This window comes from Marinobacter sp. UBA3604 (assembly GCF_002375325.1).
Classification (GTDB): Bacteria; Pseudomonadota; Gammaproteobacteria; order Pseudomonadales; family Oleiphilaceae; genus Marinobacter; species Marinobacter salarius.
The window spans coordinates 19,147-43,566 of record NZ_DFMB01000013.1; the positions used below are offsets into that span (position 1 = coordinate 19,147).

23 protein-coding genes are annotated in these 24,420 nt (G+C 59.2%); 15 read left to right on the top strand and 8 right to left on the bottom strand.

Going from position 1 to position 24,420, the window contains the following annotated elements:
* The first annotated feature begins 129 nt into the window (after positions 1-129).
* Positions 130-2,574 (top strand): EAL domain-containing protein, encoded by a 2,445-nt coding sequence (locus B2590_RS03145; RefSeq protein WP_041332615.1) that lies wholly within the window; start codon positions 130-132, stop codon positions 2,572-2,574.
* Here B2590_RS03145 and argH read toward each other — a convergent pair whose 3' ends face one another.
* Positions 2,575-3,966, bottom strand: a complete 1,392-nt coding sequence (argH, locus tag B2590_RS03150) for an argininosuccinate lyase (RefSeq protein WP_036203046.1) — start codon at positions 3,964-3,966, stop codon at positions 2,575-2,577. It abuts the gene before it with no gap.
* A gap of 131 nt (positions 3,967-4,097) precedes the next feature.
* On the opposite strand from argH, the gene B2590_RS03155 reads away from it, so the two are divergent.
* From B2590_RS03155 to B2590_RS03180, 6 genes are all read left to right on the top strand, one after another.
* On the top strand, positions 4,098-5,192 hold the full coding sequence (locus B2590_RS03155) for a sensor histidine kinase (RefSeq protein ID WP_286811090.1): 1,095 nt from the start codon (positions 4,098-4,100) through the stop codon (positions 5,190-5,192).
* A 6-nt stretch (positions 5,193-5,198) separates the two neighbouring features.
* Positions 5,199-5,954, top strand: coding sequence for a LytR/AlgR family response regulator transcription factor (locus B2590_RS03160; protein WP_286811089.1), 756 nt, complete (start codon positions 5,199-5,201; stop codon positions 5,952-5,954).
* 85 nt (positions 5,955-6,039) lie between these two features.
* Positions 6,040-6,981, top strand: coding sequence for a hydroxymethylbilane synthase (gene hemC, locus B2590_RS03165; protein ID WP_036203041.1), 942 nt, complete (start codon positions 6,040-6,042; stop codon positions 6,979-6,981).
* Complete coding sequence (locus B2590_RS03170; protein ID WP_286811088.1) at positions 6,962-7,774, top strand: uroporphyrinogen-III synthase; 813 nt, start codon at positions 6,962-6,964, stop codon at positions 7,772-7,774. The genes hemC and B2590_RS03170 overlap by 20 nt, the downstream gene beginning before the upstream one ends.
* Before the next feature lie 2 nt (positions 7,775-7,776).
* A complete protein-coding gene (locus B2590_RS03175) occupies positions 7,777-8,895 on the top strand; it encodes a uroporphyrinogen-III C-methyltransferase (protein WP_286811087.1) in 1,119 nt (372 codons plus the stop codon).
* Positions 8,892-10,130 (top strand): heme biosynthesis HemY N-terminal domain-containing protein, encoded by a 1,239-nt coding sequence (locus B2590_RS03180; protein WP_036203032.1) that lies wholly within the window; start codon positions 8,892-8,894, stop codon positions 10,128-10,130. Before B2590_RS03175 ends, B2590_RS03180 begins: the two co-directional genes overlap by 4 nt.
* Positions 10,131-10,147: 17 nt before the next feature.
* Here the strand turns inward: B2590_RS03180 and B2590_RS03185 are convergent, their stop codons facing one another.
* The 3 genes from B2590_RS03185 to rho all read right to left on the bottom strand — a co-directional run bounded on the left by B2590_RS03185 (position 10,148) and on the right by rho (position 14,169).
* Positions 10,148-11,152, bottom strand: a complete 1,005-nt coding sequence (locus B2590_RS03185) for a 2Fe-2S iron-sulfur cluster-binding protein (RefSeq protein WP_286811097.1) — start codon at positions 11,150-11,152, stop codon at positions 10,148-10,150.
* 1 nt (position 11,153) lies between these two features.
* Positions 11,154-12,641, bottom strand: coding sequence for a 4-hydroxy-3-polyprenylbenzoate decarboxylase (ubiD, locus tag B2590_RS03190; RefSeq protein ID WP_036203027.1), 1,488 nt, complete (start codon positions 12,639-12,641; stop codon positions 11,154-11,156).
* Positions 12,642-12,906: 265 nt separating this feature from the next.
* Positions 12,907-14,169, bottom strand: a complete 1,263-nt coding sequence (rho, locus tag B2590_RS03195) for a transcription termination factor Rho (RefSeq protein WP_036203025.1) — start codon at positions 14,167-14,169, stop codon at positions 12,907-12,909.
* A 367-nt stretch (positions 14,170-14,536) separates the two neighbouring features.
* Between rho and moaB the strand changes: the two genes are divergently transcribed.
* From moaB to B2590_RS03215, 4 genes are read left to right on the top strand one after another with little or no spacing between them, the layout of a single operon-like run.
* Positions 14,537-15,109: a molybdenum cofactor biosynthesis protein B gene (gene moaB / locus B2590_RS03200; RefSeq protein ID WP_286811086.1), complete on the top strand. Its 573-nt coding sequence runs from the start codon at positions 14,537-14,539 to the stop codon at positions 15,107-15,109.
* A 3-nt stretch (positions 15,110-15,112) separates the two neighbouring features.
* Positions 15,113-16,327: a gephyrin-like molybdotransferase Glp gene (glp, locus tag B2590_RS03205; protein ID WP_286811085.1), complete on the top strand. Its 1,215-nt coding sequence runs from the start codon at positions 15,113-15,115 to the stop codon at positions 16,325-16,327.
* Complete coding sequence (gene moaD / locus B2590_RS03210) at positions 16,324-16,593, top strand: molybdopterin converting factor subunit 1 (protein ID WP_052479373.1); 270 nt, start codon at positions 16,324-16,326, stop codon at positions 16,591-16,593. Before glp ends, moaD begins: the two co-directional genes overlap by 4 nt.
* 1 nt (position 16,594) lies before the next feature.
* Positions 16,595-17,041, top strand: a complete 447-nt coding sequence (locus B2590_RS03215) for a molybdenum cofactor biosynthesis protein MoaE (protein WP_041332612.1) — start codon at positions 16,595-16,597, stop codon at positions 17,039-17,041.
* Positions 17,042-17,256: 215 nt separating this feature from the next.
* Here B2590_RS03215 and trxA read toward each other — a convergent pair whose 3' ends face one another.
* Complete coding sequence (gene trxA, locus B2590_RS03220; protein WP_007153552.1) at positions 17,257-17,583, bottom strand: thioredoxin TrxA; 327 nt, start codon at positions 17,581-17,583, stop codon at positions 17,257-17,259.
* 372 nt (positions 17,584-17,955) lie between these two features.
* On the opposite strand from trxA, the gene ppx reads away from it, so the two are divergent.
* The gene (gene ppx / locus B2590_RS03225) at positions 17,956-19,467 is read left to right on the top strand and encodes an exopolyphosphatase (RefSeq protein WP_286811084.1); all 1,512 of its coding nucleotides are present in this window, start codon (positions 17,956-17,958) and stop codon (positions 19,465-19,467) included.
* Here the strand turns inward: ppx and B2590_RS03230 are convergent.
* Positions 19,464-21,419, bottom strand: a complete 1,956-nt coding sequence (locus B2590_RS03230) for an ATP-binding cassette domain-containing protein (protein ID WP_286811083.1) — start codon at positions 21,417-21,419, stop codon at positions 19,464-19,466. The two genes, ppx and B2590_RS03230, sit on opposite strands and share 4 nt — an antisense overlap.
* Before the next feature lie 48 nt (positions 21,420-21,467).
* Between B2590_RS03230 and B2590_RS03235 the strand changes: the two genes are divergently transcribed.
* From B2590_RS03235 to B2590_RS03245, 3 genes are all read left to right on the top strand, one after another.
* Positions 21,468-21,998 carry a DUF2390 domain-containing protein gene (locus tag B2590_RS03235; protein ID WP_041332610.1) on the top strand — a complete coding sequence of 177 codons (531 nt, stop codon included), beginning with the start codon at positions 21,468-21,470 and terminating at the stop codon, positions 21,996-21,998.
* Positions 21,992-22,378, top strand: a complete 387-nt coding sequence (locus B2590_RS03240; protein WP_286811082.1) for a DUF4124 domain-containing protein — start codon at positions 21,992-21,994, stop codon at positions 22,376-22,378. Before B2590_RS03235 ends, B2590_RS03240 begins: the two co-directional genes overlap by 7 nt.
* 105 nt (positions 22,379-22,483) lie before the next feature.
* Positions 22,484-23,194: an FKBP-type peptidyl-prolyl cis-trans isomerase gene (locus B2590_RS03245; protein ID WP_286811081.1), complete on the top strand. Its 711-nt coding sequence runs from the start codon at positions 22,484-22,486 to the stop codon at positions 23,192-23,194.
* 70 nt (positions 23,195-23,264) lie between these two features.
* Here B2590_RS03245 and rsd read toward each other — a convergent pair whose 3' ends face one another.
* Positions 23,265-23,747, bottom strand: coding sequence for a sigma D regulator (gene rsd, locus B2590_RS03250; RefSeq protein WP_286811080.1), 483 nt, complete (start codon positions 23,745-23,747; stop codon positions 23,265-23,267).
* Positions 23,748-23,852: 105 nt separating this feature from the next.
* Entirely contained in the window at positions 23,853-24,359 is a 507-nt protein-coding gene (locus B2590_RS03255) for a disulfide bond formation protein B (protein WP_286811079.1), read from the bottom strand.
* Positions 24,360-24,420 lie beyond the last annotated feature (61 nt).

Consider the following 24,420-nt stretch of genomic DNA (forward strand, 5'->3'; position numbering starts at 1 on the left):
CTCCGCGGGAGAGGTTCTTTCCGATACCATTATCAGTATGATGACCGAATCGTGGCAAAATCGGCAAAAAAATAAAAGCGGGAGAACATTAGCACGCTCCTGCCACAACTTGGCTGAGGCTTTTCCGTCGTGAAAGAATTCTTTATCCGTCGAGACCGTTCCGACACCCCCCAGGGTGCCGAACGTCGAACCCTGATCCGCATCAACGACGACGGCGTCATCCTGTTCGCTGATCATCACGCCGAGGCAGTGCTGGGCTACGACGCCAGCGAACTGGAGGGTCGCAAGGTTCAGTGCATCCTGGCCGCACGCCAGGACGATCCCTTTGCACCGGCCCATCGCCACCGAATTGAAAATGGCGAGTCGATACTGATCACCTTCCGCCACAAGGAAGGCTTTTTCTTCACAGCGGGTCTCAGCCTGCGCATGGACATTCGCGATTCCGACCAGGCCGCCAGCGCATTTATAAGCCAGCGGGATCATTCCCCCATCGACCACCGCCTGATTCGGCTGACTGAAACTTCCGCCGGCGTTGGTATCTGGGAGCTGGACCTCCACAGCAATGAGTTGATCTGGACGGACGGCATGTATCATTTGCTGGAATTAAGACCCGGCAGCGAAATCACGCCCGAACAGGCACTTTTCTACTGCCAGTCCAGCCAGGGCAGGATACGCGCCCTGTTCCGTCGCTGCATCCGCACCGGGCAGCCCTTCTCCCTGACGCTGGATCTGATAACCGCGCGACAGAACGTTCGCCAAGTGACGTTGACTGGCCGGGCCCTGAAAGCCGGCGAACGGATACAGCGACTGGGAGGAACGCTGGTTGACCACACGCCTGAGCGCAATCATACCCTCGCCCGCCAGCAGGCGGAGCAAATGCTGGGCGCCACGATCAACGCCACCAACGACCTGGTGGTCGCCGTTGATCGCCAGCTAAACCTGTTGCATTTCAACCGTGCCTTCAGTCGCCAGTTCGAGATTACCTTCGGCCTCCGGCCGGAATCCGGAAGCAACCTGAGCGCCGCATTGCAGGGCTTCCCCAACGAACGACGGCTTATCGAGCGACTCTGGCACCGCGCCTTCGAACGCGACAGTTTCGTGGTGGAAATGCCCATGGCGCAGCAACACCGGGAGCTGCCCCTGTACGAGATCCACTATCAACGCCTGACCAATGACCAGGGCGACGTGATTGGCGCCGTTCATGTGGCCCGGGACATCAGCGACCGCCTGCAGAACTCCTCCAGCAGCGAATACCGCGTCCAGCATGATCCGGTCACCGGCCTGATGAACCGCAAAGCCTTCCTGGGCCGCCTGCAACGAACACTGGAGCAGAAGCCACGGCGGGAGAGCAGTGACAGCCTGCTCTATCTCGACCTGGATGGGTTTGACCACTTCAACGACATCGCCGGCAGCGGCACCTGCGACCGTTACCTGCGTGAGCTGGCCGGCAATCTCGGGGTCAAGATCCGACAGCGGGATGCGCTGGCACGACTGGCCGGCGACACCTTCGCCCTGCTGATCGAAAACTGCCCCGAAGCGCGCGCCCGCAAGATTGCCGACAGCATTCTCGAGCTGATCGGCGGCTTCGTGTTCCACTGGCAGGACAAGCAGTTACAGACAACGGCCAGTGGCGGCCTGCTGTTTCTGGACGACGACGCGCCCACCGATTCCGAACAACTGCTGACCCAGGCGGCTGACCTGTGCCACACCGCAAAAACGTCCGGTCGCAACCGGATTCATGCCGCCCGGGCCATGTCCCTGTCGCTGGACGAGGGCACGGCCAACGAGGTGCTGGCACAAATCCAGCAGGCACTCGACAGTGGCCACCTGAAGCTTGAATACCAATCGCTGCGCCCCGTGGCCAGCGTTACCTGGGGCGACCACATCGAAATACTGACCCGGATTCCCGGTGAGACGCCTGACAGCCCTCCCCTGACCCCGGACGCTTTCCTGCCCGTTGCCGAACGATTTGACCTGGCCAAGCGCCTGGATCGCCAGGTGATCCGTCAGACCCTGGCCTGGCTCGAACAGCACCGTCTGCTGGAGCCGCGCCTCAAGTACTGCGGCTTCAACCTGTCCCTGGCGAGCGTACTGGATGACTCGTTTGCGGACTTTATGGAAGCCGCACTGAAAGGATCACCCTTTGCCCCGGAATGCTTCTGCCTGGAGATAAGGGAAGCCCACGCCACCCAATACCCGGACGATGTCGCGGTGCTGTGCGACAGCCTGCACCGCATTGGCTGCCGGGTAGCGCTGGATGGTGCGGGAGCGTCGGTGGAAAGTTATGGCCTGGCGGCAAAGCTGCCGGTGGACATCATCAAGCTGGACCACAAGATCATGCAGCACCTGAACGACGATCCAGTGCAGCAGGTAATGGTAGAGGCGCTTCATAAAATAGCGGAAGCCTCGGGCAAGGTGACGGTCGCCACCTTCATTGAGAACGACGACACCCTCCGAAAGGTACGAACCCTTGGAATTCACTACGGCCAGGGCTTCCGCCTCTACCGGCCACGCCCACTGGAGGAGCTGAAACCGGTGGAGGTTACCCTGACCACGGGGAAGATCGGCGGCTAGCTAGAGTGCCTGGCGCGCGCGTGCGACTGCAGCGCGCACCTGCTTCGGCGCAGTGCCGCCAAGGTGATCACGCGCCTGCACGGAGCCTTCCAGCGTCAGCACATCGAACACGTCTTCGCCGATGACGTCGGAGAAGCGGGTGAGTTCTTCCGTGGTCATCTCCGAGAGGTCACGCCCTTCGGCAACGCCAAACGCAACCGCTTTGCCCACAATTTCATGGGCATCGCGGAAAGCCACGCCCTTCTTGACCAGATAGTCCGCCAGATCAGTTGCGGTGGAGAATCCCCGCTTGGCCGCCACGCGCATGTTGTCGGCCCGCGCTTCGATGGCCGGGATCATATCCGCGTAAGCCTTGAGGCAGCCTTTCACGGTGTCCACGGTATCGAACAACGGCTCCTTGTCCTCCTGATTGTCCTTGTTATAGGCCAGCGGCTGGCTCTTCATCAGGGTCAGCAAACTGATCAGGTGGCCGTTCACCCGGCCGGTCTTGCCACGTACCAGTTCGGGCACGTCCGGATTTTTCTTCTGGGGCATGATCGACGACCCGGTGCAGAAACGGTCCGGCAGGTCGATGAAATCAAACTGGGCAGAGGTCCACAACACCAGTTCTTCGCTGAAGCGCGACAGGTGGGTCATCAACAGGGCGGCAAAGCTGCAGAATTCGATGGCAAAATCCCGGTCACTCACGGAATCCAGGGAATTCTCACTGGCCCGATCAAAGCCCAGCAGTTTTGCAGTGATGCCGCGATCAATCGGATAGGTTGTGCCCGCCAGCGCCGCAGCACCCAAGGGCATCACATTCACACGCTTGCGGCAGTCCTGCAGGCGCTCGGCATCCCGCACCAGCATTTCGTACCAGGCCAGCAGGTGATGACCGAAGGTAACCGGCTGAGCGGTCTGCAGGTGGGTAAATCCCGGCATGATAGTCTCGGCTTCGCGCTCGGCCAGATCCAGCAGGCCGGCTTGCAGGCGCCGAAGCTCTTCGGCGATGACGTCGATTTCGTCGCGCAGGTAGAGGCGAATATCTGTGGCCACCTGATCGTTGCGGCTGCGACCGGTGTGCAACTTCTTGCCCGTGATGCCAATCCGATCCGTCAGTCGCGCTTCAATGTTCATGTGCACGTCTTCCAGACTGACCGACCACTCAAAGGTGCCGGCCTCAATGTCCGCCTTGACGGCTTTCAGGCCGTCAATAATAGTGTCACGCTCTTCCACAGTCAGCACACCCACTTCCGCCAGCATGGTGGCATGGGCAATGGACCCGGTAATATCGTGATGGTATAGGCGCTGGTCAAAGCCTACGGATGCGGTGAAACGCTCCACAAAGGCATCGGTGGGTTCGGTGAAACGACCGCCCCAGGGTTTCTCGGCGCTCTTGTTCTGATCCGTCATGGTCTATCTTTCCTGCTGACAGCCCGGCATCATTCTGCGGGAATGGGTAAATGGAATATCGCGGGATTATAGCATTCCGTGGCACTCAGTTGCCCTCCCCTAATCAGGAACAAGAATCAGGAACAGGTCCAATGGCCGCAAGACACAACAGGGAACGCCCAGCCCAGGCAGTCGCGGACAGCGACGCCGATTTCTATGTGCCGGACCTGTGCCGGGTCAGGGCCGTTTTCCTGCTAGTGGTCACCAGTGAATTGCTGGTGCTGGTACTGTCCATCGTTCAGGCTGAAAGCCACTGGATTGACTGGAACTACTTCGGCCTGCTGTCCCTGTTCGTGCAATGGACGGTGCTGACCAGCGCTGCGCTGATCTGCCTCATGCGGCGCTGGCTCTCACGGCTGACGGTTACTCGTGCCACAACGGTGATTGTCGCCATCGTGATGCTGGATGTGCTGGCTTTCAGCCTCTTCGCCGACAGCGTGCTCCACCCGCAACCCGGCCTGGAAGCCTGGCAGGGCGTTGCCAAGAAACTGCTGCTGGCACTGTTGATCACACTGATGGTGTTGCGGTACTTCTATATGCAGTTCCAGTGGCAACAACAACGGGAATCAGAAATGCAGGCCCGGCTGACAGCGCTGCAGGCACGAATCCATCCACACTTCCTGTTCAACAGTATGAACACCATTGCCAGCCTGATCGTCGTAAACCCGGAACGGGCTGAAGACGCCGTGCTGGATCTGTCCGAACTGTTCCGCGCCAGCCTGCGCACCGGTGACCGCCTGATTCCTCTGAGCGCCGAACTGGACCTGTGCAAACGCTACCTGGCCATTGAAAAGCTGCGTCTGGAAGACCGGCTGACACTGGAATGGCATATCGAGGACGGGCTGGATCAACAGGCCATCCCACCCCTGACCGTTCAGCCACTGGTCGAGAACGCCATTTATCACGGCATTCAGCCCCGTCCGAACGGAGGCACCGTAAAAATTGAGGCCTACCGCAAGGGATCCTCGGTCTACCTGATGGTGCAGAACCCGCGCCCCGACTCTGACCAGGGTAGCCACGAAGGCAACCGAATGGCACTGGCCAACATTCAGTCCCGGCTGCACGCCCTGTTCGGTGAACCCGCCGTGCTGAAACACAGCCACCAGAATGATATATATACCGTCACTCTCCGATTGCCGTGGCAGAAAGCGAGTGGCAACGGAAAACCGGCAACAGGGAGCAAGTAGGCAAGCATGGGCGACAACAATCACCGCAGCGTACTGATTGCCGACGACGAACCTCTGGCCAGGGAGCGGATACGCCGACTGGTGGAGGCGTTGCCTGGCTACAATGTCTGTGACGAGGCTGGCGACGGCGAGGAAGCACTGGAAAAAACCGCGCGCCTGGCGCCGGACATACTGCTGCTCGATATCCGCATGCCGGGGACCGATGGCATGGAAGCCGCACGACGAATGACTGCACTGGAGGCACCTCCGGCCGTTATCTTCTGTACCGCTTATGATCATTACGCCATCCAGGCTTTCGATGTACACGCGGTGGCCTACCTGCTCAAACCGGTGCGCCGGGAAGCGCTGGCCGACGCCCTGAATCGGGCCGGTCGTGTCAACCGGGTGCAATTGCAGGCGCTGGCTGAAAAGCAATCGGGCACGGATGAACAGTTGGCCATCCGTACCCACCGCGGGACCGAACTGATCGATATCCGGGGCATCCTGTACTGCGAAGCCGACCAGAAATACGTCACCATTCATCATCTGCGCGGCGAGACCGTCACCGATTACACCCTGAAAGAGCTGGAAAGCACCTACTCGCAATACCTGCTCCGGATTCACCGACACACGCTGGTGGGCGTGCGCTATATCCGAGCGCTGTTAAAGCAACGGGATGGTCAGAATCTGATTGATCTGACAGACCAGCACGGGCAACTGCCCGTGAGTCGGAGACACGCCGCCGCTGTGAGGCAATGGCTGAAGGAGCATCGCCCCGGGTAGCCTGGATCCACAACATTCGGCTCCACAATTCGCCTCACAAAGAGTACCCTTGGCGTACCATTTTTCAGATCCGGCAACGAACACCATGTCAAAACGAACCCTTCGCATCGCAACCCGCAGCAGCGCACTGGCGTTGTGGCAGGCGGAATTTATCAAATCTGAACTGGAACGGCTCCACGACAACGTGACCGTGGAACTGGTCAAGATCAAAACCCAGGGCGACAAGATCCTGGACGTGCCACTGGCCAAGATTGGCGGCAAGGGGCTGTTCGTCAAGGAACTGGAAGAGGCCATGCTGGCGGGCAGCGCTGACCTGGCTGTGCACTCCATGAAAGATGTGCCCATGGAGTTTCCGGAAGGGTTGGGGTTGGTAGCTATCTGTGAGCGGGAAGACCCCACCGATGCGTTCGTCAGCAATGACTACGACAACGTGGACGCCCTTCCCCACGGCGCCGTTGTCGGCACCGCCAGCCTGCGCCGGGAAGCCCAGTTGCGCGCCTATCGGCCCGACCTGGAAATCCGCACCTTGCGCGGCAACGTCAACACCCGTCTGGCAAAACTGGATGCCGGCGACTATCAGGCGATCGTCCTGGCCAGCTCCGGGCTCAAACGTCTCGGCTTCCACGACCGTATCCGCTACTGCCTGCCAGACAGCATATCCCTGCCTGCCGTGGGCCAGGGCGCGCTCGGCATCGAATGCCGTCTCGATGATGCCGAACTGATCGCCATGCTGGAGCCCCTGGATCATCGCGACAGCTCGGACCGAGTGAAAGCGGAACGGGCCCTGAACCGGCGGCTGCAGGGCGGCTGCCAGGTCCCCATCGCGGCCTACGCGTTACTGGAAGACGATGACATGCTTTGGCTTCGCGGACTCGTGGGTGCCGTCGACGGCACTCAGGTGTTCCGCGTTGAAGGCCGCGCGCCCCGCAGCGAGGGCGAGCGTCTCGGACGCGAACTGGCGGAAGATCTACTCGCACTGGGTGCAGACAAGGTACTGGCTGACATCTATGGCCACACCCCAACCTGATTCACTACCCCTCAAGGGCCGGCGGATACTCATCTGCCGGCCACAACCGGAAGCCGACCGACTGGCCTCGCGCTTTTGCGATGCCGGCGCCGATGCGCGGGTCATGCCGCTTATCGCCCGCGAGCCGCTCCCGGAAGACCCCGCAACCCGCACGCTGATCCTCAACCTGGACGAGTTCGCCCACGTTATTGCCGTCAGCCCCTACGCCGCCGCCCTGTTGCTGGAATGGCTGGACGAGTGGTGGCCCCAGACACCCACCGGCATCCACTGGTACGGCGTTGGGGCCGGAACCGCCGCGGTGCTGGGCAATTACGGCCTGGAAACCCGGCAACCGGAAACCGGCCACACCAGCGAAGATTTGCTACAGTTGCCGGAGCTCGCCACACTAAATCACGAGAAGGTTCTGGTCGTGCGCGGGGAGGAAGGCCGGGAACTGATCCCGCAAACCCTGGAACGCAGAGGTGCGCGCGTCACCGTGCTGCCCCTTTATCGTCGCTTCTGTCCCGACTATGATAAAGCAACGCTGAACGCGATGTTGAACGACTTTTCCCCCGAGGCCATCGTCACACTGTCGGGAGAAACATTGAACAATCTCATCGCACTCAGTGACAATACCGGCCATAATCTTGAAAACACTTTGCTGGTTGTCCCCGTTGAGCGGATTGCCGAACAAGCACGTCTGGCCGGCCTCCGGCGAACGTGTATACCAGGAAGCCTTGCCGATAGCTCGATTGTGGCTGCAGTTGCCGGACAACTTGCCAGCCTGGACGGAGGCTCCGGAAACACCAAGTAAGGATGCCCGTGACAGAATCAAACGCACAACTGCCTGCCCCGATCGAAAAGCGTCAGCAAACACGGCAAAAACTGTGGCCCCTCTGGATCATTACGCTACTGGCGCTTGCCCTGGCCGTTGCCCTGGCCCTTTGGAGCTGGCAACAATGGAACAACTACCAGGCACTGCAACAGTCCATCACCGGCCTGGAAAGCGATACCGAGCAACTGGACCGGATGTACGGCCAGACCGGTAGTGAGCAGAGCCGTCGCCTGCAAGCGCTGGAAGACAAGCTATCCGAACAGCGTGAACTGATCGCGACCCAGCAACGGCAGATCGACCACAACGCCCGTGAACTGCTGGAGGCCGGCAACCGTACTCGTACCGACTGGCTGCTGGCGGAGGCGGAATATCTGCTGAGAGTGGCCAACCAGAGGCTCATGATCGAGAAGGACATTCGCGGAGCCTTGGCGGCACTGGAATCCGGTGATGAAGTTCTGGCGGAATCAGACGATATCGGCGTTTACCCGGTTCGCCAGCAACTGGCCAAGGAAATCCTGGCGCTCAAGGGCATTGTCGATGTCGACCGCACCGGGCTCTACCTGAAACTGGAAGCGGCCATCGACAGCATCCACCAACTGACAGACAGTGCACTGATTCATGATCGCGCCCCAGGGTTTGTCAGTAGCGGCGAGAACCCGGAAGCCGATGCTTCCGGGCAGGGACTCGTTGCCGAGGGATGGCACAAGGTCAAGCAAACCCTGTCTCAGGTGGTTGTGGTCCGCAGGCTCGATGAGCCGGTCAAACCCCTGCTGTCTCCGGAGCAAAGCGCCTATGCACGGCTCAATCTGCAGTTGATGCTGGAAGAAGCCGAGTTGGCCGTACTTCGCGGCCATCAACAGCTCTACTCACGCTCCCTGACCAAAGCCAACAATGCCATCAATGACTGGTACGACAGCAGCAACACCCGCATCATCGCGCTCTCCCAGACCCTGGAGGAACTCTCCCAAAAGAACGTTGACCCGGAACTGCCAGACATCAGCCGCTCGCTGGAATTGCTCAAGGCGCGACTAGCCGGTCGACTGGACAACGGAGAGGCCGAAAAGAATGGCAGTAACGGTGAACAGGGAGACGCATCATGATCCGCATTTTGCTGATCATCCTGGTCGCCTTACTGCTGGGCACCGGGCTTGCGCTGGGGTTGCAGTACGACCTTGGCTACATCCGCATCAGCCTGGGCAACTATCTGATAGAAACCAATTTCTGGATTGGTCTGGCGTTGCTGGTACTGCTGGTGGCAGCCTCCGTGCTAACCATCAACCTGTTCCGTCGATTGCGCCATGGCACCGGCATGGTCGCCGGCTGGCTGGCCCGCAGCAATGAACGCCGGGCCCGGCGCCGAACCACTCAGGGGCTGCTGGCCCTGGCGGAGGGTAACTGGCCCCGTGCCCGCAAGCTGCTCACTTCTTCAGCAGAGCATGCGGACACGCCACTGATCAACTACCTGGCAGCGGCCCAGGCCTCGTTTGAATCCGGCGATCACGAGGCGGTTGACGAACTGCTGCGCAAGGCCTTTGAGAGCACCCCGGGCTCCGACATGGCAGTGGGTATCACCCAGGCCCAACTGCAACTGGCCGGCAATCGACTGGAGCAGGCCCTGGCAACCCTGGTGCGGCTGCGCAAGCAGGCGCCCCACCATCCGTTTGTACTCAAGTTGCTGAAAAACACCTACGTGCGCCTGGAAGACTGGCGCGAGCTGTCCCGCCTGTTGCCGGAAATCCGCAAACGCAACCTGATGGAGAGCGAAGAACAGGGCGACCTGGAACGCCTGGTTTGGCAAAACCTTCTGCAGCGTGCCGCTGAGGAATGCCGCCGCCACTCGGGTGAGCCTTCGGCGTCCCTTGAGCCTCTCACCAAACTTTGGGATGAGCTGCCAGGGTTTCTCCGCCGTGACGAGCACACCATTCGCGAGTATGCCCGGCTGCTTGCCGATCTGGGCGACGAAGCCCAGGCTGAAACCCTGCTGAGGAAAGTCCTGCGCAATCACTGGGGTGATGAGCTGGTCAATCTGTATGGTCGCGTAAAAGGCCTGAAGCCGGATGAGCAGTTGCTGGTGGCGGAGCAGTGGCTGAAGGATCGTCCCAACAATGCAGAGCTGCTGTTGGCACTCGGCCGTCTAAGCTTGCGCAACGAGCTCTGGGGCAAGGCGCGGGAGTATTTCGAAACGAGCCTTCGGCTACGCCGCAGCCGCGAAACCATGGCCGAGTTGAGCCGCCTGAATGCTCACATGGGAGAAGGTGAAAACAGTGTGAAGCTGTTGATGCAGGGATTGGTTAACGATAGTGGGTTGCCGGATTTGCCGATGCCCAAGGCCTGAGGGGCTGGCCCCGGGTCTCAACCTCTCGGGGCGTATTCCAGTACATCGGAGAAAAATGCTTCCTGCGGCAACCCCACCTCCAGTAACGCATCCATCAAGGTGTAGACCATCGTCGGCGAGCCGCTGGCGTGAACTTCCACGTTGCTCCAGTCCATGCCCGACGCCAGCACGGTTCGCACCAGCTGGTCGTGGTGGCCACTCCACTCGTTGTCTTCGTCATCTCCTACCACGGGCAGGAAGATAAAGGGCGGCCATTCTTCCTGCCACTGCTGGGCCAGGGATCGCAGGTACATATCCTCGTGGCGGCGAACGCCCCAGTAGAATTTCACAGGCTTGTCGTAAGACGTTTTCTGCAGGTAATCCACCAGGCTCTTCATTTGGGCAAACCCCGTTCCGGCGGCAACCAGCAACAGCGGTTTGTCCGGCGCGGACGCCAGGCACGCGCGGCCGTGGGGTAATTCAACGGTCACCTCTCCGCCAGAGGTCAATGCATCAATCACTTTCTGTGCAGACACCCACTCCGGTGTCGCCTGAATGTGCAGCTCAATCAATTCTTCAGACGGACTGCTGGCGATGGAAAAATAACAGGGGTCTGTATCCGGCAGATTCACGGACAGGTACTGGCCGGCGTGAAACGACAGTTCCCGGCGACGGGGCAGTTGCAGTTCCACACGGTAAACATCGTGGCTGATGGAACGAACGTCCACCACCTTTGCCTGGAACTTGCGAGGCTGGTTGTCTCCGGCTGCCATAACGGCGTCTATCTCCAGTTCAAGGTCACTGAGCGCCAGGGTGCGACACATCATCAGTCGCCCGGTGACCGGAATTGTGTGTTGATTGCGGGTATTCAGGGCCTCGCCACTGACCAGGCGAGCCTCACAGAGCTCGCACACGCCATTGCGACAGGCGGCGGGAACCGCGATCCCCGCCCTGCCGGCTGCCGCAAGCAGCGTCTCGTCGGCGGCTGCGGTAAAGGACAATACCGCCGGCACGAGTTGAATACGACATTCACGGCTGGCCATATCAATCGGGGCGATCGGATGAAACTTCAATCCCCAGGCTGTCCCAGATGTCGTCCACACGCCTTTTGACGTCGTCGGACATGGTGATGGGCGTGCCCCACTCCCGATCGGTTTCGCCCGGCCACTTGCTGGTGGCATCCATCCCCATTTTCGAGCCCAGCCCGGACACCGGCGAAGCGAAGTCCAGGTAGTCGATGGGAGTGCTCTCAACCAGCGTGGTATCCCTGGATGGGTCCATGCGGGTGGTCATGGCCCAGATCACGTCTTTCCAGTCCCGTGCGTTTACGTCGTCGTCGGTAACGATCACAAACTTGGTGTACATGAACTGCCGCAGGAATGACCATACTCCCATCATCACCCGTTTGGCATGGCCGGGGTACTGTTTCTTCATGGTCACCACTGCAAGACGGTAGGAGCACCCCTCGGGAGGCAGGTAAAAATCCACAATCTCGGGGAACTGCTTCTGCAGGATGGGAATGAAGACTTCGTTCAGTGCCACACCCAGAATGGCGGGCTCATCGGGTGGGCGGCCAGTGTAGGTACTGTGGTAAATCGGGTCCTTGCGGTGCGTCACCCGCTCCACGGTGAACACCGGGAATTCATCCACTTCGTTGTAATAACCGGTATGGTCCCCGAACGGGCCTTCCGGCGCTACGTCGTCCGGATAGATGAACCCTTCCAGCACAATCTCGGCACTGGCCGGCACCTGCAGATCGCTGAGACCACACTGCACCAATTCGGTTCTTCCGCCGCGGAGCAGGCCAGCAAAGGCGTATTCCGATAACGAATCCGGCACCGGCGTCACCGCACCCAGGATGGTCGCCGGGTCCGCCCCAAGGGCAACGGCCACAGGGTAGGGTTTACCCGGGTTGGCTTTCTGGAACTCCTGAAAATCCAGCGCACCTCCACGATGGCTCAGCCAGCGCATGATCAGCCGGTTACGGCCAATGACCTGTTGCCGGTAAATACCAAGATTCTGGCGTTCTTTATGGGGCCCACGGGTTATCACCAACGGCCAGGTCACCAAAGGCCCTGCGTCCCCGGGCCAGCAGTGCTGAACCGGTATCTGGTACAGATCCACCTGGTCCTTTTCGATCACCACGTCCTGGCAGGGCGCCGAGCGAAGCACTTTGGGGCTCATACGCATCACCTGCCTGAACAGCGGCAGTTTCTCGATGGCATCTTTGAAGCCCTTGGGAGGATCCGGTTCTTTCAGGAAAGCGAGCAGCTTGCCGATGTCCCGCAGCGCGGTCACGCTGTCTTGCCCCATGCCCATGGCCACGCGTTTCGGCGTACCAAACAGGTTGGCCAGCACGGGCATGTCGTAGCCTTTGGGGTTCTCGAACAACAACGCGGGGCCACCTGCCCGCAGCGTGCGGTCGCAGATCTCGGTCATTTCCAGGTGGGGATCGACTTCCACTGAAATACGCTTCAGCTCTCCCAACTTTTCAAGCTGGCCTATGAAGTCTCTCAGGTCGTTGTATTTCATCGGCTACTCCGGTTGATTCCGGCATTGTACGCGAATTCTTTGGTTTTGGTTCGGCCTGGGTATTGGCTTGGATTTCTGCGTGGGTGCGGGAACTGGATGGGGGATCAGCGCGCGTACCAACTCTGGACGGCGGAGTCGGGGTGAGCTGCCCCGGACCGTGCATTGCCAGGGATGGCAATGCCGAGCCCCCAGGGATGGGTTTACGGCGTGTCCGGGGCAGCTCACCCCGGCTCCGCCTGCCCCCAAACCTGAGGCGCAGCAGGACTTAACGACGCTTCATCGACTGGAAGAATTCGTCGTTGGTCTTGGTTTCACGCAGCTTGTCCAGCAGGAACTCAATGGCACCGGTATCGTCGTCCATGGAGTGCAGCAGCTTGCGCAGAATCCAGATGCGCTGGATATCCGCCTCGCTCATCAGCAGGTCCTCACGGCGGGTGCCAGAGCTGCGAATATTGATGGCGGGATAGGTGCGCTTCTCGGCAATCTTGCGATCCAGATGGATCTCCATGTTACCGGTTCCCTTGAACTCCTCATAGATGACTTCATCCATCTTGGAGCCAGTGTTGACCAGCGCGGTGGCAAGAATGGTCAGGCTGCCGCCCTCTTCCACGTTACGGGCCGCACCAAAGAAACGCTTGGGCTTCTCAAGGGCGTGGGCGTCCACACCACCGGTCAGTACCTTGCCGGAGGACGGAATCACCGTGTTGTAGGCACGGGCCAGACGGGTGATGGAATCCAGCAGAATCACCACGTCTTTCTTGTGCTCGACCAAACGCTTGGCCTTTTCGATGACCATCTCGGCCACCTGCACATGACGGGCCGGGGGCTCATCGAAGGTGGAGGCGATCACTTCACCACGCACGGTGCGCTGCATCTCGGTTACTTCTTCCGGACGCTCGTCAATCAGCAGCACCATCACATGGCACTCTGGATTGTTACGGGTGATGGACTGGGCGATGCTTTGCATCAGCAGCGTCTTACCGGCTTTGGGCGGAGACACGATCAGGCCGCGCTGGCCCTTGCCGATGGGCGCTACCAGATCCAGAACCCGTGAGGACAGATCCTCGGTGCTACCATTACCGGCTTCAAGCATCAGGCGCTCGTCCGGGAACAGCGGTGTCAGGTTCTCGAACAGGATCTTGTTTCGGGCGTTGTCCGGCTTGTCGAAGTTAATCTCGTTAACTTTCAGCAGGGCAAAGTAACGCTCGCCGTCTTTCGGCGGGCGTATCTTGCCGGCAACGGTGTCACCGGTCCGCAGGTTAAAACGGCGAATCTGGCTTGGCGACACGTAGATGTCGTCAGGACCGGCAAGGTATGAGGCGTCGGCGGAACGGAGGAAGCCGAAACCGTCCTGCAGAATTTCCAGTACGCCGTCACCGTAAATGTCTTCGCCGCTTTTAGCATGCTTCTTCAGGATCGTGAAGATGACATCCTGCTTGCGCGAGCGAGCCAGGTTATCGAGGCCCATCTCTTGCGCAATATCGAGCAATTCGGGCATGGAGTTCTGCTTGAGTTCAGTAAGGTTCATAGGTTGTTAGATAGTCAGGAATGGAAGTAAACGAATATGGAAATGAAAGGGGTGCCCCTAAACGGATTGATCGGATATACGTTGAACTTGGTGCTGGCCAGATGGAGCAACCGGTGTAGATGGAGTCCGGAAAGGTACTGAAGCCAGAGACAGGAAGAACAACCGTTCGCCGGGCAAGAGCGATCATCAGCCACCTTGCGTACCAATGTCAAGTAATGTCGCGCATTTTTGAACCAATTCCTTCTGAAGGGGCCTTCCTCGGCATCCGAAAATACCCTGCATCCCTCTAACGGGTGTCTCCCCTTCCATTCATCATTCCCAATAGAGATACTGTTAGACAGACCTATAAAAACTTTGGAGAGCATCCATGAGTATCGACGCCACCGTCGAACTGAAACCCCTGAGCATCGCCCTGCTGACGGTGTCCGACAGCCGTGGTGAAGCGGAAGACTCATCAGGAAAGTTCCTGGAGAACAGCATCATTGAAGCGGGCCACCGACTGGTTGCCCGACGCATCCTGCCGGATGATGTCTATCTCATACGGGCGCTGATGTCCGGCTGGATTGCTGACCCGGAGATCAACGTGGTGATCATCACCGGCGGCACCGGCTTCCATGAACGCGATAGTACACCGGAAGCCGTCGCCCCGCTGTTGGACAAAGCCATCGACGGCTTCGGTGAGGAGTTCCGCCGGCTTTCCGCCAGCGAGATTGGCTCTTCCACTATTCAATCTCGTGCCTTTGGAGGATTGGCCAATCATACGGTGATTTTTTGCCTGCCCGGCTCCACAGGTGCCTGCCGCACGGGCTGGAACGGCATTCTGGTCAGCCAGTTGGACAGCCGCCACGGCCCCTGCAATTTCTCAGACCTGGCCCTGGGCAAGCCGGACAAGCCTCTCAGCCGGATCAACCAGGTTATTGGCGAGCGCTCGGAGCGATAATCCATGGCAAGCCCTGACCTGACTCCCGTTGAAGAAGCCATTGATCACCTGGTCGCCCGGGCGCGCCCGATCACGCACTCACAAACCGTGACCCTGGCAAATAGCCTGAACCGGGTTCTGGCCCGGGACTACACAGTTCCGGCGGATGTACCACCAGCGGATAACAGCGCCGTCGACGGTTACGCCGTACGTGCAGGGGATCTTGCTGGCGGGGGACCACTGCCGGTGTCTGGCCGCACAGCGGCCGGTGAAGAACGTCTTACCCTTAAGCCCGGAACGGCCGTGCGTCTTTTCACCGGTTCGGAAATCCCCTCAGGTGCAGACGCGGTCATCATGCAGGAACGGGTCAGCGTTTGCGGCGACGGTATCACCGTCAATGGGCCTGTCAGTGAAGGCCAGAATATCCGTCGCCGTGGCCAGGATCTGGCTCAGGGCGAGCTGGCATTGGCGGCGGGCACCAGGATTCGCCCCCAGGAAATGGGCCTGCTGGGCTCCATTGGTACGGCAGACGTTGCCGTGTACGCAAAACTGAAAGTCGCCGTTCTCACGACCGGTGACGAGCTGGTGGACCCCGGACAACCACTGGGGCCTGGACAGATCTACAATAGCAATCGCTACACCCTGCTGGGATTGCTGGCGAAAGCAGGCTGCGAGGTGGTGCTTTGTGAGGCCCTGAAGGATGCCCGGGACGCGACCCGCAGCACTCTTGAGCGGGCCGCAACCGAGGCCGACCTGATCATCACCAGCGGCGGCGTGTCGGTGGGCGAGGAAGACCATGTTCGGGCGGTGCTGGAGGAATCAGGCGACCTGTCCCTGTGGCGGCTTGCCAGCAAACCAGGAAAACCAATGGCCTTCGGTACGATTGGCGACACGCCGGTGCTCGGCCTGCCCGGCAACCCGGTGGCCGTGCTGGTCAGCTTTATGGTGATGGGCATGCCGTTTATTCGCGCGTGCCAGGGTCGGACAAGTGTTACAGTCCGCGGTGAACGGATCCCGGCCGGATTTTCAACCGAGAAGCCCTCGATCCGCCGGCAGTATGTCCGTGCCCGTAAGAACATTGGCGATGATGGCCTGACGATCACGGCCTACCCCAACCAGAGCTCCGGCGTTCTGAGTTCTGCCTGCTGGGCTGAAGGGTTGGCTGTAGTACCTGAGAACACGACCATTACCCTCGGCGACCCTATTGTCTACTACTCGTTTGCGGAGCTGCTGGAATGACCATGGCTACGGATAATTCTATTACGGTGAAGTTCTTTGCCCGTCTGAGGGAGGAACTGGATACAAGCACGCTGACGGTTGAGGCCCAACCCGGGCTGACTGCCGGGCAACTGCTGCACAGCCTTGCCTCTCGAGGGGGAAACTGGGCCCAGCTGGACGGCGCGCAACCGGTGATGATTGCGGTTAATCAGGTAATGACCAAGCCCGACAGGGCGTTACAGCCTGGCGATGAAGTGGCCTTTTTCCCGCCGGTGACAGGAGGTTGATGTGATCCGCGTCCAGCAACAGGATTTTGATCCTGCTGAAGAATACCGAGCCCTTCGGAACAGCGGTTCTGGTACTGGAGCCATCGCGACCTTTACCGGACTGGTTCGGGACAATGGTGACATGAACGGCGTTACGGGGCTGTTTCTGGAGCACTATCCGGGGATGACGGAGCAAGTTATCGAGGGGCTGGTTCATGAAGCCTCACGGCGCTGGGATGTGCGGGACGCGCGGATTATTCACCGGGTGGGAGCGCTGGCATTGGCTGATCAGATTGTGTTTGTGGGGGTGTGCAGTGCCCATCGCGGAGATGCCTTTTCAGCCTGTGAGTTCATCATGGATGCGCTGAAGACGTCGGCGCCGTTCTGGAAGAAGGAGATCACGGGCGACACGGAGCACTGGGTTGAGCAGAAGGCTGCTGATCTGGATCGGACTCAGAGCTGGGACTAGCGCTCGACGCCGCATAGCAAGACGGCAAGCAATGACGAACAGCCCTTCCGAAAAACGCTTTGAATACGTCCGTGTACGCTTGGGCTCCGCCATCCATGGCTCCGCACATTTTCGGAAGGGCTGTTCGGCATTGCTCGCCTGATTGGTTGTTTGCCTGGCAATAAAAAACCGCCCGTGAGCGTTTGCTCAGGGGCGGCTTTGGCCGACAGCAGCTATCAGAGATTGCTGTCGAGGAACGCGGCCAGTTGTGACTTGGACAGTGCGCCTACTTTGGTGGCGTCCACGTTGCCGTTCTTGAACAGCATCAGGGTGGGGATGCCGCGGATGTTGAATTTGGGCGGGGTCTGCTCGTTTTCATCAATGTTCAGTTTGCAGACTTTCAGCTTGCCTTCGTACTCTTCAGCCATCTCTTCCAAGACTGGCGCGATCATCTTGCATGGGCCGCACCACTCTGCCCAGTAGTCGACCAGTACCGGCACGTCTGACTGCAGCACATCCTGCTCAAAGGAGGCATCTGTAACGTTTACAATATTTCCGCTCATTTCAGTTTCCCGATTCGTGCACCCACCAGCGGCTTTGGCCGCCTGAACGATGCTGTTGGCTGTTCTGACAGTTGCCGCAAAAGGCTTGGGGCAACCGATTTCCTAAATTATTGTAAGCCTTACTTTACGCGATTGGTCAGGCGGATGTGAAGCGCTTCGTTCCACCCCGGCACTTCGGATTACCCTCACCCAGAGCGTTGACGCCCCATTGCGTTACACCGCATATCGCTTATAGTAATCCCCAGGCATGGTGGTTAACGTCCGCCTTCGCCCTGACAACAATGGTTGTATGAACGCTGCCGTGTTTCCGGCATGCATCCTTTCAAGCTCCCTTCCCTCTATTTAGGGCCTGGCAGAAGGAATTCAATACACGTGACGGCCAACTCTTCCGCCACCCCGCCAGAACTGCTCGCTGCAATCGACATGGGCTCCAACAGCTTCCACATGGTGGTCGCCCGCCTGGTTCACGGTGAAATCCGCACCCTGGAGAAGATGGGGGAAAAGGTACAGCTCGGTGCCGGGCTGGACAGTCATAACCGCCTGACCGAAGACGCCCAGGAACGTGCCCTGGCCTGCCTTAGCCGTTTTGCCCAGAGGCTCCAGGGAATGCCACCAGCGGCGGTCCAGGTGGTGGGCACCAACGCATTGCGGGTGGCGCGCAACGCCCATGAATTCATGACCAGGGCGGAAGAGGTGCTGGGATACCCAGTGGAAATCATCGCCGGCCGGGAGGAGGCCCGTCTGATTTACCTGGGCGTGTCACACACCCTGTCGGATGACAGTGGCCGGCGCCTGGTGATTGATATTGGGGGCGGCAGTACCGAGTTTATTATCGGGGAGCGCTTCGAACCCCAGGAACTGGAAAGTCTGCACATGGGCTGCGTGTCGTTTCGCAATCGATACTTTCCGGACGGCAAGATCACCCGCAAGCAAATGGACAGGGCCGTTACCCACGCCGAACAGGAACTGCTCAATATCCGTCAGCACTTCCGCAGTAAGGGCTGGCAAAGTGCGGTGGGGTCATCCGGCTCGATCAAGGCAATTGCCAGTGTGTTGACCAGCCTCAGGATCACTGACGGCACCATCACCCTGGACGCGATGATGGAACTCAGGACCCGACTGGTCGATATGGGCAAGGCTGAGAAGCTCGGCGACCTGGGCGTCCGCGCCGACCGACAAAGTATCTTCCCGGCGGGGTTTGCGATTTTGATGGGAGCGTTCCAGTCGCTGCGAATAACGGAAATGACGTTCGCTGATGGCGCCCTGAGGGAAGGCCTGCTGTACGACATCGCCGGCCGGATTCAGCACGAGGATGTAAGGGTACGAACGATTCAGGCCCTGCAGGAACGCTATCACGTCGACCAGGAACACGGCAGCGCCGTGGAACACACCGCCATCGCGGCCTGGAGGCAGGTGGCGAGCACCTGGGAGCTGAACACAGCAACTGATGAAGAAGTGCTGCGCTGGGCCTGCCGGCTGCATGAAATCGGCCTGACCATTTCACACAGCCAGTACCACAAGCACGGCGCCTACCTGTTGCGGTATTCCGACCTTCCCGGCTTCAGTCAACAGTTTCAGCGCGATCTGGCAACCCTGGTTCGCGGGCACCGGCGCAAGTTCTCTTCCGCCATTTTCGAAGGGCTGAACCCCGAAGACGTTCCCCGTCTGCGTTACCTGTGTGTACTGGTTCGATTGGCAGTGCTATTGCAGCATCCGCGGAATCATGAGCAGCCCCCCGAATTCCGCCTGCACCCGTCCACCAATGGTCTGGCCCTGGAATTCACTGAAGGGTGGCTGGATGAACGCCCGCTGACCCTGGCCGATCTTGAAAACGAACGGGATTACCTGGCCAAACAGAATTTCACCCTGGAGGTGAAATTCTAGGGCGTTAACTCTGCCTCGAGGCTCTCGACCGTTTCGCTGATTTCAAGCCATTCGGCTTCTACCTCTGCCAGACGACTCTTTGCGGTGGCTTGTTGCCCTAACAGATCCTTTAGCTTCTGTTTGCCCTGATCGGCATAGAGCTCCGGCTCTGAAAGCTCCTGCTCCAGCGTCACCAACGTGGACTGGAGCCGATCCATCTCGTTCTCCAGCGCACCCTGTTGTTTGCGGTAGGGGCTAAGCTTCTGGCGAATGGCCGCTTCCGCCCGCTTTCGGGCCTTACGATCTTCGGCGTTCTCACCAACACCACTATCCGCAGCCAATGCGTTACCGCCTGCGGCCTGGGCCTCACCACTTTCCCGGCGTGGAGCTTCGGTTTCATCCTTGCGACGGTCCGCCAGCCAGCGCTCATAGTCTTCCAGGTCGCCTTCGTATTCCGTAACCCGACCCTCGTTCACCAGCCAGAAGTCATCGACCGTGTTGCGCAGCAGGTGACGGTCGTGGGAGACCACCACAATCGCCCCCTCAAAGTTTTGCAGCGCCATGGTCAGGGCCTGACGCATTTCCAGATCCAGATGGTTGGTGGGCTCGTCCAGCAGCAACAGGTTGGGCTTTTGCCAGGCGATCACCGCCAGCGCCACACGGGCCTTTTCACCACCGGAGAATGAGCGGATAGCACTCAGGGCCTCATCGCCGTGAAAGTCAAAGCCTCCCAAAAAATTACGGACACTTTGCTCGGAGGCTTTCGGAGCCAGCCGCTGCAGGTGCAGGAACGGGCTTGCATCCAGGTCCAGCGACTCCAACTGATGCTGGGCAAAATAACCGATCGCCACGTGTTCTCCCGTGGTCCGCTCACCTCGCAGCAAGGTGCTTTGCCCCCGCAGGGCATCCATCAACGTGGACTTACCAGCGCCGTTAGGGCCCAAAAGACCAATGCGGCTGCCCGGCAGCAGAGACAGGTTAATGCCTTCGAGCACAACGGCGTCGCCATAACCGGCCGAGCCGTTACGAATCGACATCAGCGGATTGGACACTTTATCGGCTACCGGAAACTCGAAACTGAACGGAGAGTCGACGTGGGCCGGAGCAATTTTCTCCATGCGCTCCAGCGCTTTGACCCGGCTCTGAGCCTGGCGGGCTTTGGTGGCTTTTGCTTTAAAACGATCGATGAAACGCTGAATCTCGGCGATTCTTGCCTGCTGGCGCTCATACCCGGCCTGCTGCTGGGCAATGCGCTCACTGCGCTGGGTCTCAAATGATGAGTAATTACCCGTATACAGGTCCAGCCGCCGCTGGTCGAAATGCACCAGGTGAGTCGCCACACGGTCCATGAAGTCACGGTCGTGGGAAATGAACAGCAGGGTGCCCTCGTACCGCCGCAGCCAGTTCTCAAGCCAAAGGCAGGCGTCCAGGTCCAGGTGGTTGGTGGGTTCGTCCAACAACAACAGATCGGACGGGCGCATCAACGCCTGGGCCAGGTTAAGGCGTATCCGCCAGCCGCCAGAAAACGAAGACACCGGCCGATCGGCGTCGGCATCCGAAAATCCCAAACCTCTCAGCAACGCTTCCGCGCGGCGAGACGCTGACCAGGCTTCATGGATGTCGAGCTCGCCATGAATGCGGGCAATGCGGTGATCGTCACCCTGCTCTTCTGCGTCAGCTAGCTCTGACTCCATGCGTCGCAGGTCATAGTCGCCATCCAGCACAAAATCCCGGGCTGAGCGGGACGAGGCGGCCACTTCCTGAGCCATGTGGGCGATTCGGCACCCCCCGGGCAGAGACGCACTGCCCTGCTCCGGCGCCAGTTGACCCAGCAATAACTGGAACAAACTGGACTTGCCAGCACCATTGGCACCCACTATCGCTACCCGTTGGCCGGGTTGGATGGTCAGGTTGACGGCTTCTAGTAACCAGACGCCACCTCGTTGTAAACTGAGATCGGTTATCGTTAACATAGCGTAATAGTATCAAGGAACGTTTGATAAGGAACCGGCCTGGCCCCTATGGCGTGTAGCGGTAGCAAGATACCGGAGGATGCAGATCCGGAAAACCCATTGTGGCGGTTTGCCTGTCGTTTCTGGGAATCCTCTGCGGCACGGGAGGCGTGTCTCGGCCTGCAGGATCGTGGCTGGAGCGTTACCCGGATTCTCTGCGCAACGTGGCTGGCCACGTCAGGCAACCTGTTCCCGGGTACTGAGAGCGCACAGGTAACCGCCTGGCGGCGCCAAGTCACAGAGCCGCTCCGAGCAGCGAAGAAAACCATTACAAAGAATGACCCCGGCACTGCTATTGTAAGAGAGTGCATCGCTCGTAGCGAACTTGAAGCGGAGCGGGTGGAACTGGCCTTGGCCTATCAGGCCCTGGTTTCAAACAAACATACAGGCAGCGGTGAGGCAACAACGGCCAATCTGGCCCTCAGCAACTTGCTCGCCGCAGCACCAGAGAAGACAATGGATAACGAGACCGGCAGCTTGCTGGACATTTTGACCAGAGAACTGTCGACCCTCGTTGAAGGAGATAACAAGCCATGTTGATGAAATGGCTAATCCGGCTGGCGTTTCCCGCTCTCGGCGTCCTGGTGGCACTGATGTTTTTCGGCCTGAATGACCCCGCCGAAACCACCAGCGAACCCGCAAAGGCCGAAACCAACGCGGAAATTCCCGCGTTTGAGGGCTTGGTTCCCTCACCGGTTCCGACTGAAGGGCCCGACATCGTCTTCAAATGGAGGGACAGCGACGGCAGCTGGCACTACGCTGACAAGCCGCCTGCGCAAGGGCCCTGGAACGCGTTGGCAATAGAGCGATCTGAAAGTAAGAACGTACGCCCGCCCGTGTCCGACTCGGAAACCGATTGGCAATCGCCCTACCGCGCACCTTTTTCGCTCGGCCCTGACACGGCCAATAACGGTAGTTGAGATTACCCCCTTCCTTAACACATGTTCAGTGGCATCTGGCCACAGAACCCGTTACCTTTTGTGCGTTCCCGATCATTCAACGCAAGCTTAACTAAGGACGATGTAATGAGAAAAACCCTGATCGCACTGACTGTGGCCGGTGTCATGGCAGGCTGTTCTTCTTCCCAGGAAGCGGTTCCGGAAGATCCGGCGCTGGAATCCACGGATGAGAAAGTCAGCTACGGCATGGGCCTGGTCATGGGCCAGAGAATGAGCAACGACCTGCCGAACCTTAAAATGGAGCAATTCCTTCAAGGCATTCAGCACGGCCACGACGGCGATGAAGAACAGACGCGAATGAGCCGTGAGGAGATCCAGGAAGCCCTGATGGCCTACCAGAGCCAACTCCAGGAGCAGGAGTCGGCCCAGGCGGAAGAACTGGCCAAGAAAAATCAGGAAGCCGGGGAACAGTTCCTGGCGGAGAACGCCAAACGCGACGGCGTCAAAACCACGGAATCCGGCCTGCAATATGAAATCCTGGAAGAAGGCGATGGTGAAAAGCCAACGGCCGAGGACCGCGTACAGGTGCACTACACCGGCGAGTTGATCTCAGGCGAAGTGTTCGACAGCTCCCGCGAGCGTGGCGAGCCGGTCACCTTTGGCCTGAACCAGGTCATACCGGGCTGGACCGAAGGACTGCAACTGATGTCTGAAGGCAGCAGGGCGAAACTCTACATTCCTTCTGAATTGGCTTATGGGCCTGGAGGAAACCAGAGGATCGGACCCAACGAGACCCTGGTCTTCGACGTGGAGCTTCTGGAAATCAACCCGGAATAAATAAGCCGCTTGGCAACGGCCACTCCCCCCATTTCCTTCTGGAATCGGGGGGAGGTTTCAAGCCTTCACCTCAAGCCGACGACATTACCTTGTCAGCATGGGCATTGTGCAGATGCTCAATCAGGAAATCTTCCATCTCAAACCGGCTTTCCAGGGTTTCGCCGAGCTCTGATAACTGCTGGAACAAATCGCGAACTTCGTTCTCCGTCAGCGATTGCCCGTTAAGGCGATCATTGAAATTGAGCGCCGTTTCCGTGGTCTGCTCGATTTTTGGGTACAGCTTTGCCGCCAGTTCCAGCCCACCGTCGTTAAATTCACGGGCTTCCTGAACCAATTGCTCGTATATTTCGAAGTGCCCTGCCGACACGTAATCCACCAGCACCTCACACAGCTTGATAAATTTCGTGCGCAGCGCCTCCGTCTGGGAATAGTCCGTCGTACCGGACAAATCGCAGTAGTGTACCAGCAGTTCCTGCCTTTCTTTCAGCCAGCGATCAATCAGTTCGCTGACGCCACCCCAACGCTCCCTGGCATTACGGCAATTATCCAACATGACGCCTATCTCCGGTTACCGCGTTCTGGTTTGATTTCTGTTGTATCGAAACTCAAGTGTATCGAAACTCAAGTTACCCCATGCCAGCGGTCGGTCGCAACCGTTTCATCCCTGTATCCATTCCGGCTTTCTTGGGGGCCGGAACAGCATCACCAGGCCGACAATCACCAGCAACGAGAAAAAGATGGCCGTCCAGCCAGGAATACTGAGCCCCAGGAAACGCCAGGTCACTTCGGCGCAATCGCCCGTGCCTTTCAGCGCCGTGGTCAACACCTCCATCCAGGGCAACACATCCAGCATGTAATCCACCGAAGGCCCGCAGGCTGGCACCTGATCCGCCGGCAGGCTTTGAAGCCACAGTTGTCGACCCGCCATCGCCAGGCCCGCACCCGCGCTGACGGACAACAACAGCCCATAGACCCTTGCACCAAACCCATGGGGGCCGTGAAGCGCTGCCAGGAGGCTGACGATGCCAGCAGCCATAAAACCGAATCGCTGCAGCCAACACAGAGGACAGGGTTCCAACCCCATAACATGCTCCATGTAGAGGGCCACACCAAGCAGCCCGGCGCACAGCAGGAATATCAGAAAGAAAACGGCTCTGGAGTTCAAAGGGGTACCTCGGGTCAACGTTCAGGTCAGTCTGTCTCCCGCCTTGGGCGGTAAAGCATCG